The organism is Bacillus sp. JH7, assembly GCF_001563515.1.
Lineage (GTDB): Bacteria > Bacillota > Bacilli > Bacillales > Bacillaceae_G > Bacillus_A > Bacillus_A cereus.
The window spans coordinates 103547-118684 of sequence record NZ_LPUS01000031.1; the positions used below are offsets into that span (position 1 = coordinate 103547).

Consider the following 15138-nt stretch of genomic DNA (forward strand, 5'->3'; position numbering starts at 1 on the left):
AACTGGAGGGCTGGAATATGGCACGAAGAAAAATTGTAGTTGCACTAGGGGGAAATGCGATACAGTCTGGAGAAGCTACTGCGGGAGCGCAGCAAGAAGCGTTGGAAAAAACGGCAGAACAACTTGTGAAAATAATGGAAAATGATGTGGATATAGTAATTGCGCATGGAAATGGCCCACAAGTGGGGAATATTTTATTACAGCAAAAAGCTGCAGAAACGGAAAAGACACCTGCAATGCCATTAGATACTTGTGGGGCAATGAGCCAAGGAATGATTGGATATTGGATGGAAAATGCGATTGAAAAGGCATTGAAAAAACGGAATATAAAAAAAGACGTAGCAACGGTTATAACACGCGTTGTTGTGGATAAAAAAGATGAGGCATTTAAAAATCCAACTAAACCAATCGGTCCTTTTTATACAGAAGAAGAGGCCAGAAGATTAATGGATGAAACAAAAGCAGTGTTTAAAGAAGATGCTGGTAGAGGATGGAGACGTGTTGTTCCATCACCGAAGCCTGTAAGTATTCATGAACATAAAGTGATTAATTCTTTGGTCGAAGATGGAAATATAGTGATAGCTGTTGGCGGAGGTGGAATTCCAGTAATTGATTCCGAAGAAGGGTTAAAAGGAACTGAAGCGGTTATCGATAAAGATTTCGCTGCACAGAAATTAGCAGAATTAGTAGATGCCGATACGCTCGTTATTTTAACTGCAGTTGATCATGTGTATGTAAATTATAATCAACCGAATCAAAAAAAATTAGAGCATGTCACAGTGAATCAATTAGAAGAATATATTGAAGAACAACAATTCGCTGCGGGAAGCATGCTTCCAAAAATTGAAGCTGCTATTAATTTTGTTAATACAAATCCAAAAAGAAAAACAATTATTACGTCTTTAGAAAAAGTATATGAAGCACTAGAAGAAAAAGCTGGTACTATTATTTCAAAACAGAATGTATGCATATATGTTTAAATTCTTATGTAAGCTACTTAGTAGTAAAAAAGAATGGAGTTAGTAACTTCATTCTTTTTATTTATTAATATTTTTTGTACTCATTGTTCATAAAGTTTTCATGATGAAATCTGAATATGTAAGTTAATTATGATAAAATTCAAATTGAATACGCTTTCTTGATTTTTCGCTCCAACATACAGCAAGAGAGAGGGAATTTTATGAATAGACGGAACGTAGTTAAGGACTTAAAGCAGTTCGAATTATTTGCTCATTTAACAGAAAAAAAATTGAAAGGCTTAACAGAGTTTGTTTATTGGCGAACTTATAAAAAAGGTCAATTTTTATTTTTAGAAGGAGATTCAAGGGAAAGAATCTACTTCATGTTAGATGGTTTTGTAAAGTTAGAGCGGGTTAATCAAAATGGGAACTTATTATACGATGACTATGTAAAGCGATATTCTATTTTTCCTTATGGTGGCATGTTTACAGACAGAGGATATAACTATACAGCAGAAGCAATGACGGATGTGGAGGTATATTATATTCCAACGGTAATCTTTGAAGATATGGTAAAATCCAGCAGAACGCAATTGATGTACGTTGTTCAGCAATTATCATCTATATTAAAATTGAACGAAAATCGAGTGCAAAATATTACAATTCCTAATGCACAAGATCGTGTTATCCAAACGTTAAATTATTTAATGCAGGATTTAGGAGAACAGAGTGGAGAAAAGATTGTAATTTCATGTCCACTTACAACAATTGAAATATCCAAAATATCTGGAACATCTCGAGAGACAGTTAGCAGCGTATTAAAACAATTAAAAAATGATAGCATTGTTACAATTTTAGATAAAAAAATTACAATACATGATCCAACATATTTTGAAGAAATTTCAATGTGAAAATTGTATATTGATTTTTTAATTCATAGTGTATATTAATAAGGTTCTTTATATATTTATAAGGAACTTTTTTACGTTATCCTCTATAAAAAGATTGTATAGTATGGTAATAATAGCTAAAATCGATAATAAAATACAAAGTGAAGGGGAGAAAGAATGATTCGTATTGAGTATGATCGATTAGTAGCTATTTGTTACAGTATAGGGGTTTTGTTATTATTAAAAATTCCAAATGATAATGAATTAATTGGGGAAAAATTATTCAATGTCTATAAGGTTCCGATACATACGTATGTCTATAAGGATTATAAAGTCTCAAATATATTGATTGTTTCTTTCATACTACATGTAATTGCATTTATATTATTTTTAAAATGGCTAGGAAAAAAGGAGTCTAGTACATTTAGAAAAACGAATAAGATAAAAGTAGTAGGCATTAGTATTTTAATTTTAATGATGCCGTTTATTTTAAATAACATCCTCCAGACATTGAATAAAACATGGTACTATGCAGGAAAAACAGGCGTAGAAGCAATAGAATATAAAAAAGATGATAGCCAGTGTAGAATGGAGAAAAATGGAGAGAATATCCAACCGAAGTGCATTGTTACTTTAAAAAATTATCGTAATCATTCACAAGCATTAAAAGTTGTTTTATACGATAATGCAAACGAGAATTCAAAAAGCTATCCAGTACCGAAACCAGTCTATTTACAAAAACATGAGACAAAGCAATTCGAATTTCAAGTTCCTGTTTCTTATAATAGAGGTATTGAAAAAGATAAAGTACCAAATATTAAATTACATTCATTGCATGAAAATGATACGAAATACAATTAATCTGTAAGTAAAAGTTTATGAGTAGGAGCAAGAATTTGAAACGATATAGAAAATCAACTTGAATCATCCAACATACTGCGAGGTAACGGTATATTGGGTGATTTTTTTATGTTATCCCCTTTTTTCACGTATGAAAAGGAGGGATACTTTGTTGGAAATGAAAAACATCACAAGGATCATACATGATTTTTACTTTACGTAATCTGTGAAAGTTAGAGCCATAATAACTAGTTTGCCAATTTTTAATGTCGATATCGGGCCAGTTCACATAGTCACCTAATGTATAAGGATCTAAGTTTTCTCGTAAACCTTTAACCCAGCGTATATTTCGATTTTCTTCATCATCGCATTTCCAAGAGGTAATGTATTCTTGAGCAATAATTGCTTTACGATGAAAATAAGCCGTTTCATTCGGCGAAATATTTTCAACAGCACCTATGGGCGATTGATGCCAAATACTAGCATCTTTATTTGGTGCATGAGAAAGAAAGTATTGCATGATTTGAATGCCTTTAAGGGGAATAGGTTTATAGACATAGGAACCAGAGCGCTTGAAATTTTCAGGGATGTTACCGCCATTAAAAAGTTCAACAGCCTTTATATAAGGAACTTCTTCTATAAAGAGAGAGGGGCTACCAGTTTCAAGAAGAGGTGAAGAATGAGATTTACCTTTGTGAGAAATAAATAAAGCATAAGAATAAAGAATCTACATAGAGTTCAATGAAAACAGTTGCAAACTGTTCATATTTTGTTATGATAGTGTTACGAAAACGTTTGCATAAAATTCCGATGGGATGCAAAAGGAGAGAATGACTATGAATAAGACATGGTGGAAAGAAGCGGTTGCTTATCAAATTTATCCACGAAGCTTTATGGATTCAAATGGTGATGGTATTGGAGATTTACAAGGTATTATTGCAAAACTGGATTATTTAAAAGATTTAGGTATAGATGTAATTTGGATTTGTCCAATGTATAAATCGCCTAATGATGATAATGGTTATGATATTAGTGATTATCAAGATATTATGGATGAGTTTGGTACAATGGCAGACTTTGATGCTTTACTAGATGAAGTTCATAAGCGTGATATGAAGCTAATTATTGATTTAGTTATTAATCATACGAGTGATGAACATCCATGGTTTATTGAATCACGTTCATCTAAAGATAATCCGAAGCGTGATTGGTATATTTGGCATGATGGTAAAGATGGTGCGGAGCCAAACAACTGGGAAAGTATTTTTAATGGTTCGGCATGGGAATATGATGAAGAAACAGAACAATATTATTTACATCTATTCTCACGTAAACAACCAGATTTGAACTGGGAGAATAAAGAAGTTCGCGAAGTACTATATGATACGGTTAATTGGTGGCTTGATAAAGGTATTGATGGTTTCCGCGTTGATGCGATCAGTCATATTAAAAAAGAAGAAGGCCTCAAGGATATGCCAAATCCAAAAGAGTTAAAATATGTGCCATCTTTTGATAAACATATGAATGTGAAAGGTATTCAACCTTTATTAGAAGAGCTAAAAGAAAATACATTCTCTAAGTACGATATTATGACTGTTGGTGAAGCAAATGGTGTTAAGATTGAAGATGCTGAGCTATGGGTTGGAGAAGAGCAAGGTAAGTTCAATATGGTATTCCAATTTGAACATTTAAGTTTATGGGATGCAGAGAAGAAGAAAGACCTTGATGTTGTAGGATTGAAAAAAGTATTAACGAAATGGCAAAAAGGATTAGAAAATAAAGGATGGAACGCTTTATATATTGAGAATCACGATAAACCACGTATCGTTTCAACATGGGGAGATGATAAACAATATTGGCGTGAAAGTGCAACAGCTCTAGGGGCGATGTATTTCTTTATGCACGGTACACCGTTTATTTATCAAGGCCAAGAAATTGGTATGACAAATGTTCAGTTACCAAATATTGAAGATTACGATGATGTAGCAATTAAAAATTTATATCGCGAGAAAATTGCAGAGGGCGTACCACATCAAGATATGATGGAGATTATATGGGCTTCTTGCCGCGATAATTCACGTACACCTATGCAGTGGAATGATGAGATGAATGCTGGTTTCACAACAAGTACACCTTGGTTTAGCATGAATCCAAATTACAAAGAAATTAATGTTGAAAAGCAAAAAAATGAAGAAAAGTCTATTTTCAATTTCTATAAGAAAATGATTGCCCTGAAAAAAGAGCACGATGTACTGAACTATGGTACGTACGATTTACTTTTAGAAGACGATCCACAAATTTATGCATATACACGTACGTTACAGGATGAAAAAGTCATTGTAATTAGTAATATCTCAGAAGAGGAAGCTGTGTATAATGAGGGTTCATTTGCACTAGAACGCAAACGTTTGCTTTTAAATAACTATGAAGTTGCGGAACATGAAGAAGTAACAACAATTGCTTTAAAACCTTATGAAACAAGGGTTTATCGCATTTCATAATAAAAAAGGATGCTCTTTGAGCATCTTTTTTTATGAAAAAAAATAAATTTCTATTGCAAAGTGAAAACGCTTTTATTAAAATAGATTTATGAAAACGGTTGCGTAAAAAGAAAAATGATATGAGGAATCGTTTTCATAAAAGGGACAGAAATTATAATTTAAATCATTATGTTGTTATAAATAAAGGGGAGGAAGAACAGATGAAAATTACGTCTTTTGATTTTTGGCAAAAGTTCGGGAAAGCTTTATTAGTTGTTGTAGCCGTAATGCCAGCAGCTGGTTTAATGATTTCCATCGGTAAGTTAATTGGTATGTCTGCTGGGGATGTTAACGCAGTTCATACAATCGCTCGCGTAATGGAAGACATCGGTTGGGCAATCATTACAAATCTACACATCTTATTCGCAGTAGCAATTGGGGGATCTTGGGCGAAAGATCGCGCGGGTGGTGCATTTGCAGCGCTATTAGCATTCGTCTTAACAAACCGAATTACAGGAGCTATATTTGGCGTAAACGCTGAAATGTTAGCGGATTCAAAAGCGAAAGTTTCTTCAGTAATAGCGGGAGATTTAATTGTAAAAGATTACTTTACTTCTGTACTTGGTGCACCTGCATTAAACATGGGAGTGTTCGTAGGGATCATCACAGGTTTCTTAGGAGCTACTTTATATAACAAATATTATAACTATAATAAACTGCCACAGGCATTAGCATTCTTTAATGGAAAACGATTTGTACCATTCGTTGTAATTCTTTGGTCTACAGTTACTGCGATTGTATTATCACTTCTATGGCCATTCATCCAAAGTGGGTTAAATGAATTTGGTCGCTGGATTGCAGCTTCAAAAGATAGCGCACCAGTTGTTGCACCGTTTGTATATGGAACGTTAGAGCGTTTATTATTACCATTTGGTTTACACCATATGTTAACGATTCCGATGAACTATACAGAGCTAGGCGGAACATATACGATGTTAACTGGTTCAAAAGTTGGACAAGTTGTAGCAGGACAAGATCCATTATGGCTTGCATGGATTACAGATTTAAATAATTTACTAGCAAATGGAGATACGAAGGCATATAACGATTTATTAAATAACGTTGTACCAGCTCGTTTCAAAGCTGGACAAGTTATCGGCTCAACAGCAGCGTTAATGGGGATTGCATTTGCGATGTTCCGTAACGTGGATAAAGAAAAGCGTGCAAAATATAAACCAATGTTTTTATCAGCAGCATTAGCAGTATTCTTAACAGGTGTAACAGAACCAATTGAATTCATGTTCATGTTTATTGCTCCAGTATTATATGTTGTATATGCTATTACAACAGGACTTGCATTCGCGCTAGCTGATTTAATTAACTTACGTGTTCATGCATTTGGATTTATTGAGTTAATTACTCGTACACCAATGATGGTTAACGCAGGTTTAACAAGAGACTTAATCAACTTTGTTATTGTTTCATTAGTGTTCTTCGGTCTTAACTTTACACTATTTAATTTCTTAATTAAAAAATTCAATTTACCAACACCAGGGCGTGCAGGTAACTATATTGATAATGAAGATGAGGCATCAGAAGGAACAGGAAATGTACAAGACGGTTCACTAGCAACAAAAGTTATCGATTTATTAGGTGGAAAAGAAAATATTGCTGACGTAGATGCTTGTATGACACGCTTACGTGTAACAGTAAAAGATTTAGATGTTGTTGCATCAGAAGCACAGTGGAAACAAAATGGTGCTTTAGGACTTATTGTAAAAGATAAAGGTGTACAAGCGGTATATGGTCCGAAAGCTGACGTATTAAAGTCAGACATTCAAGATATGTTAGGTGCGTAATAATATGAAATTGCTAACTTTAAACTGTCATTCTTGGCAAGAAGAGAATCAAATAGAAAAGATACAATACCTTGCTAAAGTAATTCAAGAAGAAGAGTACGATGTCATCGCATTGCAAGAAGTAAGTCAGTCCATACAAGCTGAAAATGTATGCGGTAACAAGAAAGAAGATAATTTTGGACTTTTACTATTAGAAGAGTTAAAAGCGCTACATGTAAAAGATTACAATATTACTTGGGATTTCTCTCATATTGGTTATGACGTGTATGAAGAAGGATTAGCGATTATAACGAAGCATAATATTATAAAAGAAGATACGTTCTTCATTTCAGAGAACGAGGATACAACGTATTGGAAAACGCGTAAAATTGTAAGTGCAACAATTGCTTATAATGGTAAGGATATAACGTTTTACTCTTGCCATCTCGGTTGGTGGAATGATGAAGAAGAGTCATTCGAAGGTCAAGTCGATCGTTTGATGGAGCGTGTAGATAGCAATAAGCTCGCCTTCTTAATGGGGGATTTTAATAACAATGCTCGGTTGGAAGGCGAAGGTTATGAGTATATGATGCAAAAAGGGTTGTATGACACATATGAATTAGCAATAGAGAAGGATGAAGGAACGACTGTCCAAGGTGAGATTGCTGGTTGGGATGAAAATAAACATAATTTGCGAATCGATCTAATATTGTGTAACCAAAGTAAAAAAGTTCATTCTTCAAAAGTTATTTTTAATGGTACAAACAGAAATGTAATTTCAGATCATTTCGGTGTAGAGGTTCAATTGGATATATAATAGAAGAAATCCTCACAGAGAATAAAAGCTGTGAGGATTTTTTTTAGGAATACAAGTATTTCCAAGAGAAAATACTTGTATTTTTTATGACATTTCATATATATTTGTTATTATTGAATGTAAAACCGATTTGGTCATTTTGTATTCATACTTTGACTCACTTCGTTATATAATGAAGTAAGTGAAAGTTAATGGGAAAAAATAGTACGTTTTTGGTTAATACACGATGTAGAAAGTGATATAATTGCAAAATGCATGTATCATTTTCTAAAGAAGGAAAAATATATAATTAGGTGATAACTTCTATGAAACAAATTTGGCGTATTTATAAGACAGATTTACGGAATGTAGCCAAACATTGGGCTGCAATTGTTATTGTTTTAGGATTAATGATTTTACCATCGTTATATGCATGGTTTAACATTAAAGCTTCTTGGGATCCATATGGAAATACAAAAGAGGTTCCCATTGCAGTTTCTAACCAAGATGCAGGTTCTAATTTAAGAGGGAAAGATATTAATATCGGGAAAGAGATTGTAGACTCCCTTAAGAAAAACAAAAATCTTGGCTGGAAATTTGTAGATGAAAAACAAGCAATTTACGGAGTTGAGCGTGGGGATTATTATGCAAGTATTACGATTCCAAAAGACTTCTCTGAAAAAATCGCAACTGTTCTGGATGAAAATCCGAAAAAACCAGAACTGGATTACTATGTGAATGAAAAAGTAAACGCGATCGCACCGAAGATTACAGCAAAAGGTGCATCAGGTATTACAGAAGAAATTAGTAAAAACTTTGTAAAAACAGCAAACGGTGAGATTTTTAAAATTTTCAATGACCTTGGAATCGATTTAGAAACAAACTTACCAAGTATCGAAAAAGTAAAAGATCTTGTCTTTAAGCTAGAAGCGCAGTTCCCAGAAATGAATACACTTATGGATAAGGCGTTAGATGATGCAACTCGAGCAGAAGATGTTGTGAAAGTAGCGCAGAAAGATTTACCTGTTGTAGAGAGTGTAATAAATGATGGGCAGGAAGCATTGGCGAATTTAGATAAGTTCTTTGCAAGACAAGATCAAACATTAAAAAACGCTCCAGGAACGATAAGAAATGATTTAGTAGCAGCAAAAGGCGTTATGGATAGTGCAGCTGTATTTACTAACTTTTTAATGAATCCAGGTGTGGATTTAAATATTCCTGATTTCTCTGGAATGAATGGATTACCTGAATTCCCTGCAAGACCGGACCTTTCTAAGTTGAATAATGACGGATATAAAAGTATAGCGCAAAATATTAATCAAACAGTAAATAATGTTTTAAGCTCATCACGTGCAGGAACAGCTTATGGGAAAAGTGTTTTAAATGGATTGCAAAATGGTCAGTTTGATTCAGAACAAGCAAAGAAAGATTTAAATGCAGTATCAAATCAATTGCAAGCTCGTACAGAAGGTATTTCGTATCTTATTAATGTATTTACTGAACTTCAAAACTCAGCGACGACTGATTTTGGAAAAAGCTTTTTCCAAGGGCGAGTGGATCGCCTAACTAAGCTGAAAAGTGGTATGGAAAATGCAAACAACGGTATTAAAGATATTGTAAATGTTATCGGTACAGGACAAGAAGTAAAGAAAGATGTAACAGATGTAGCAAATCAAAAATTAGATGCAGCAAATGCATTAATTGATCAAGCTGAAAAAGATTATAATGAAACGTTTGTAGCAGATTATAAAAAAGCAGTTAGCACAGTAGATCAAGCGAAAGCTAATGCGAATGAAATATACGATAATGCAAAAGCTGATTATGATAAAGCGAAAAATGGTCTAGAAAGTACTAAATCTAGTGTCCAAAAAGCACTAGAGGATGTACAAAACAAAGGTATTAATGGTTTAGAAGGTTCGAAGGAAGCCTTGAAAAGCTTAAATGGTCAATTCCAATCTGGAATCGGTTTAATTGATGATATGATTCCAGTTCTAGAAAGTACAAATAAGGTTTTAGCGGATGTAAATAGTGATAAAAACCTTAATAATGGAATCGCAAAATTAAACAAAGCGAAAAGCAGCTTACAAAAAGGTGTAGAGGCAACGAATAAGGGAATTACACTTCTTAACAATGGCCAGAAACCTACAAAAGATGTAATTGAAAGTATTAACAACGCTGCGAAGGGCGGATCAGCTCAATTAACAGATGTATTATCGACGTATGATTCAGAAATTGTACCTAATTTCAATACAGCAATTGCTCGTACAAAAGAGATGTCGAAAAATACAACTCAAATTTTAAATGATGCAGACAAAAAGCTTCCAGATGTTAAAAAATTACTAGAAGATTCATCAAAAGGCTTAGTAGACGGTAGAAAGAAATTAGTAGACATTAAAGCTGAAATGCCGGAGACTGAGAAAAAGATTAAAGAATTAGCAGATAAAATTCGTGATTTTGAATCTGAAGAGGATTTAAAAGACATTATACGCTTATTGAAAAATGATGTTGAAAAGCAAAGTGATTACTTTGCGAATCCAGTAAATTTAAAAGAAAATAAATTATTTGCGATGCCGAACTACGGTTCAGCGATGTCACCATTCTATACAGTGCTTGCATTATGGGTAGGCGCATTATTAATGGTTTCATTATTAACGGTAGAAGTACACGAAGAGGGCGCGAATTATAAGAGCCATGAAATTTACTTCGGACGTTTATTAACATTCTTAACGATAGGTCTTTCACAAGCGTTTATCGTATCGATGGGAGATATATTCTTACTCGGTACGTACGTAGTCGATAAGTTCTGGTTTGTGTTATTTAGTTTATTTATTGGTGGAGTCTTCGTTTGTATCGTATACTCACTCGTTTCTATTTTCGGAAACGTTGGGAAATCGATGGCGATTATTTTACTTGTACTACAAGTAGCAGGATCGGGCGGAACATTCCCAATCCAAATGACACCAGCGTTCTTCCAAGCGATTTATCCGTTCTTACCATTCACATACGCAATTAGCGCAATTCGTGAAACAGTTGGTGGAATGCTTTGGGATATCGTAACGCGAGATTTACTTGTGTTAAGTGCTTTCGTAGTAGTTATGATTGTTGCTGCGTTATTACTGAAAACACCAATTAACAAATCAAGTGAAAAATTTGTTGAGAATGCAAAAGGAAGTAAAATCATTCACTAAAATAAAAGGTTCCTACCGATAGAGGTAGGAACCTTTTTGTTTAATCAAATTTTAATTTTTTTAATGCTTCCGCGAATGGGTTATTTAATGGTTCTTCTTCTTTTTTCTGTTGTTTCATATATTTTTGAACGTCGCGTTTATCGGCTTTGTTTCCAGATTCTTTTTTACGTCGCTCTTGGAATGTTGATAATTTCTCGCGATAGCCACATTTACATGCGAAAATTTGGCCTGCACCCTCACCACGTAATTCTAGTTTCTTTTTACATTGCGGACAGCGAGCATTTGTTGTACGAGATACATTTTTACGATGACCACATTCACGGTCTTGGCATACGAGCATTTTCCCCTTTTTTCCATTTACTTCTAGCATTGGTTTACCGCAATCTGGACAAGACTTCGTTGAAATGTTGTCATGTTTATATTTCTTATCACTCGATTTAATTTCAGCAACAATTTCTTTCGTATAGTTCTTTATTTCCGAAATGAATACTTCTTTCTTTAATTTTCCTTTTGCAATTGCTTCAAGTTTTTGTTCCCACTCACCAGTTAGTGTAGGTGATTTTAATTCTTCTGGTACTAAATCAAGTAATTGCCGACCTTTTGATGTAATGTGAATATCTTTACCACGTTTTTCAATTAAGAAAGAATTGAAAAGTTTGTCGATAATATCTGCACGTGTCGCTACAGTACCTAATCCACCAGTTGATTTTAACGTATCAGCAAGTTGTTTATTTTGCGTATCCATATATTTTGTAGGATTCTCCATTGCTGAAAGTAAAGTTGCTTCATTAAAGCGTGCAGGTGCTTTCGTTTGACCTGATGTTTGCATAAGTAACTTTACAGTTAATGTATCGCCCTTTTCAATGTGAGGTAGAATCTGCTCTTTTACGTCATCAGTTACATCATCGTCTTCAAATCGATTTTCGTATACTTCCTTCCAACCAGCATGTAAAATCGTTTTTCCGCGTGCAATGAATGTTTCATTGCCGACCTTTGTGCGTAACGTTAGTTGTTCGTATTCGAATGCTGGGAATAAAACAGCTAAGAAACGTTTTACAACTAAATCATAAATTTTGCGTTCTTTATCTGTGAATGCTGCGAAGTTAACGTATCCTTCTGTTGGAATAATCGCATGATGATCGCTTACTTTACTATCATCAACAAATGATTTGTTAGGTTTGATAGGCTTTTGTAATACTTTATGTGCGAAGGGACGGTATTCTCCAACACCACATGCTTTTAGACGTTCTGGAAGTGTTCCGACGATATCAGATGAAATGTAGCGTGAATCTGTACGAGGGTACGTTAGTACTTTATGCTGTTCATACAATTTTTGCATAATATTTAATGTTTCTTTAGCAGAGTAACCGAACTTTTTATTTGCATCACGTTGCAATTCAGTTAAATCGTAAAGACCAGGAGAGAATGACTTCTTCTGTTTCTTATCAATTTCCACAACAGTAGCATTTTGTTTATCTAAACTTTTTACAATACCATCGATTTTTTCTTTATTAAAACTACGGCTATTGCCATTTGCATCTTGCCAAGTAAGTTTGAGCTTCTCCATTGTTTGAGCTTCGATGCCGTAGTAAGTTTGAGCTTTGAAGTTCTTTATTTCATCCTCACGACTAGCAATCATAGCAACAGTAGGGGTTTGTACACGGCCGCAATTTAACTGGGCATTAAAGCGAGTCGTTAAAGCACGAGTTGCATTAAGACCGATATACCAGTCAGCTTCTGAACGTGCAACTGCTGAAGCGTATAAATTGTCATAGGCTTTACCTGGTTTTAAATTTGCAAAACCATCTTTAATTGCTTTATCGGTTACAGAAGAAATCCATAAACGTTTGATTGGTTTATTTAGCTTAACTTTATCGATAATCCAGCGTGCGACTAATTCCCCTTCACGTCCAGCGTCTGTTGCTACAATAATTTCATTTACATCTTTTCTAAGTAGCTGACTTTTTACAGCATTAAATTGTTTACCAGTTTGTTTAATAACCGTTAATTTCAAACGCTCAGGTAGCATCGGTAAATCTTCTAAATTCCACTTTTTATATTTCACATCATAACTTTCTGGATCTGCTAATGTAACGAGATGACCTAAAGCCCAAGTTACAATATATTTACTACCTTCAAGGTAGCCATTTCCTTTTTTATCGCACTTAAGTACACGAGCAATATCTCGTGCAACGGAAGGTTTTTCAGCGATTACAACGCTTTTCGACATATTAAAAACATCCTTTCAAATTTCCATAAGTTAAATATAGCATACATCTTCTTGAGATTCAGTTTCGCTCCATATTTGATCGGTTTTTAGTGGGATGAACAAAACACTCACTGATTAAAGTTTCACTTGATTATGTTTATTGTTATATAGGTTGCTTCTATATTAAATAGAAAAGTAAAGAACTTGTTATTTTAGTAGAATAAGAGTAGACTTTGAAGTAGATGAATAATTAGCACATGGGAGTTTGTGGATGCAAACTGAGAGTATGACTAGTCCGTCATTAACCATTTGAACCTGTTGGATAATGCCAGCGTAGGGAGAGTGTAAAAGCACATGTTCAGGCACTTTGCGTACGCGCAAAGTGTCTTTTTGTGTATCTCCCATCATTATAGTTAGGAGATGAAAAGGATGAATATGAAAGAAATTAGTAAAGTAGTGGATTTGGTGAGAGAATCTAATCCGCTCGTTCATAATATTACAAATGTTGTTGTAACAAATTTTACTGCTAACGGTTTGTTGGCACTTGGAGCATCGCCTGTAATGGCGTATGCAAAAGAAGAAGTAGCAGAAATGGCTAGCATTGCTGGAGCGTTAGTATTAAATATGGGGACACTTCGTCCTGAAGAAGTAGAAGCGATGTTACTCGCGGGTAAATCAGCAAATGCGAACAATGTGCCAGTACTATTTGACCCAGTTGGTGCAGGAGCAACTTCGTATCGAACAGAAGTTGCGAGACATATTCCAGCCGAAATAGATTTAGCAATTATCCGCGGAAATGCGGCTGAAATAGCAAATGTTATTAATGAGAAATGGGAAATTAAAGGGGTAGACGCTGGTACTGGAAATGGCAATGTTGTAAGTATTGCAAGGCAGGCAGCAGATGAACTAAATACAGTTGCGGTCATTACTGGAAAAGAAGATGTTGTTACAGATGGAGAGAGAACTATTGTTATTCGAAATGGTCACCCTATTTTAACGAAAGTTACGGGAACAGGTTGTTTACTAACTTCTGTAATAGGAGCATTTGTAGCAGTGGAAAAAGATTATGTAAAAGCAGCAGTAGCCGCATTAACGTTTTATGGTGTAGCTTCGGAACTGGCAGCTGCTAAGGCGGTAGAAAAAGGGCCTGGTAGTTTCCAAATTGAATTTTTAAATCAATTAGCGAATACAACTTCAGGTGATATTGAGAAGTATGGGAAGATTGTGGAGTTAGAGTAAGAGGGAGTGAAAGAAATGGCACGCATTGAAATAGATAAAATGTCTAAGCTATTGCAAGTGTATTTTATTATGGGAAGTAATAACTGCACGAGGGATCCTTTAGCTGTATTGAAAGAAGCGTTAGATGGTGGAGTGACACTTTTTCAGTTTCGTGAGAAGGGGGAAGGTTCTTTAATCGGAGAAGATAGAGTGCGCTTTGCAAAAGAATTGCAGACGCTTTGTAAGGAATATAGTGTTCCTTTCATTGTAAATGATGATGTAGAATTAGCCATTGAATTAGATGCAGATGGTGTTCATGTTGGACAAGATGATGAAGGAATTACATCTGTTCGTGAAAAAATGGGAGATAAAATTATCGGCGTATCTGCTCATACAATTGAAGAAGCACGTTTTGCAATCGAAAATGGAGCGGATTATTTAGGTGTTGGTCCTATTTTCCCAACGAGTACGAAAAAAGATACGAAAGCGGTTCAAGGAACGAAAGGATTAGCTTATTTTAGAGAACAAGGAATTACAGTGCCAATCGTTGGTATTGGTGGGATTACAATTGAAAATACAGCGGCAGTTATAGAGGCGGGTGCGGACGGTGTTTCAGTTATTTCAGCAATTAGTTTAGCGGAATCTGCGTATGAAAGTACGAGAAAATTAGTTGAAGAAGTAAAGAGAAGTTTGTAGGGAAGGAAGTGTAGTATTTTAAGT

10 protein-coding genes, 1 pseudogene and 1 riboswitch are annotated in these 15138 nt (G+C 34.7%); of the genes and pseudogenes, 9 read left to right on the top strand and 2 right to left on the bottom strand.

What is annotated here, in order from left to right; all coding sequences use genetic code 11:
* Nucleotides 1–17: 17 nt before the first annotated feature.
* The 3 genes from arcC (at nucleotide 18) to AU379_RS25445 (ending at nucleotide 2710) form a co-directional block, all read left to right on the top strand.
* Nucleotides 18–980, top strand: a complete 963-nt coding sequence (arcC, locus tag AU379_RS25435) for a carbamate kinase (protein ID WP_000113947.1) — start codon at nucleotides 18–20, stop codon at nucleotides 978–980.
* Nucleotides 981–1180: 200 nt separating this feature from the next.
* Nucleotides 1181–1870 (top strand): Crp/Fnr family transcriptional regulator, encoded by a 690-nt coding sequence (locus AU379_RS25440; protein ID WP_001081905.1) that lies wholly within the window; start codon nucleotides 1181–1183, stop codon nucleotides 1868–1870.
* A 156-nt stretch (nucleotides 1871–2026) separates the two neighbouring features.
* Entirely contained in the window at nucleotides 2027–2710 is a 684-nt protein-coding gene (locus AU379_RS25445) for a hypothetical protein (RefSeq protein WP_061140014.1), read from the top strand.
* A 124-nt stretch (nucleotides 2711–2834) separates the two neighbouring features.
* Here the strand turns inward: AU379_RS25445 and AU379_RS25450 are convergent.
* A pseudogene (locus AU379_RS25450) lies at nucleotides 2835–3371 on the bottom strand (BBE domain-containing protein); the annotation flags it as partial.
* Between the two features lie 154 nt (nucleotides 3372–3525).
* Here AU379_RS25450 and AU379_RS25455 point away from each other — a divergent pair.
* The 4 genes from AU379_RS25455 (at nucleotide 3526) to AU379_RS25470 (ending at nucleotide 10991) form a co-directional block, all read left to right on the top strand.
* Nucleotides 3526–5190 (top strand): alpha-glucosidase, encoded by a 1665-nt coding sequence (locus AU379_RS25455; RefSeq protein ID WP_030022710.1) that lies wholly within the window; start codon nucleotides 3526–3528, stop codon nucleotides 5188–5190.
* Nucleotides 5191–5390: 200 nt separating this feature from the next.
* Nucleotides 5391–7028: a PTS transporter subunit IIBC gene (locus tag AU379_RS25460; protein ID WP_030022712.1), complete on the top strand. Its 1638-nt coding sequence runs from the start codon at nucleotides 5391–5393 to the stop codon at nucleotides 7026–7028.
* 4 nt (nucleotides 7029–7032) lie between these two features.
* Complete coding sequence (locus AU379_RS25465) at nucleotides 7033–7824, top strand: endonuclease/exonuclease/phosphatase family protein (protein WP_000771985.1); 792 nt, start codon at nucleotides 7033–7035, stop codon at nucleotides 7822–7824.
* Between the two features lie 305 nt (nucleotides 7825–8129).
* Nucleotides 8130–10991, top strand: coding sequence for a YhgE/Pip domain-containing protein (locus AU379_RS25470; RefSeq protein ID WP_061140015.1), 2862 nt, complete (start codon nucleotides 8130–8132; stop codon nucleotides 10989–10991).
* A 40-nt stretch (nucleotides 10992–11031) separates the two neighbouring features.
* Here AU379_RS25470 and topB read toward each other — a convergent pair whose 3' ends face one another.
* Nucleotides 11032–13221, bottom strand: coding sequence for a DNA topoisomerase III (gene topB, locus AU379_RS25475; RefSeq protein WP_061140016.1), 2190 nt, complete (start codon nucleotides 13219–13221; stop codon nucleotides 11032–11034).
* A gap of 226 nt (nucleotides 13222–13447) precedes the next feature.
* Nucleotides 13448–13557: riboswitch (TPP riboswitch) on the top strand.
* Between the two features lie 72 nt (nucleotides 13558–13629).
* Between topB and thiM the strand changes: the two genes are divergently transcribed.
* On the top strand, nucleotides 13630–14439 hold the full coding sequence (thiM, locus tag AU379_RS25480) for a hydroxyethylthiazole kinase (RefSeq protein WP_001056095.1): 810 nt from the start codon (nucleotides 13630–13632) through the stop codon (nucleotides 14437–14439).
* 15 nt (nucleotides 14440–14454) lie between these two features.
* On the top strand, nucleotides 14455–15114 hold the full coding sequence (thiE, locus tag AU379_RS25485) for a thiamine phosphate synthase (protein WP_000090967.1): 660 nt from the start codon (nucleotides 14455–14457) through the stop codon (nucleotides 15112–15114).
* The last annotated feature ends 24 nt before the right edge of the window (nucleotides 15115–15138 follow it).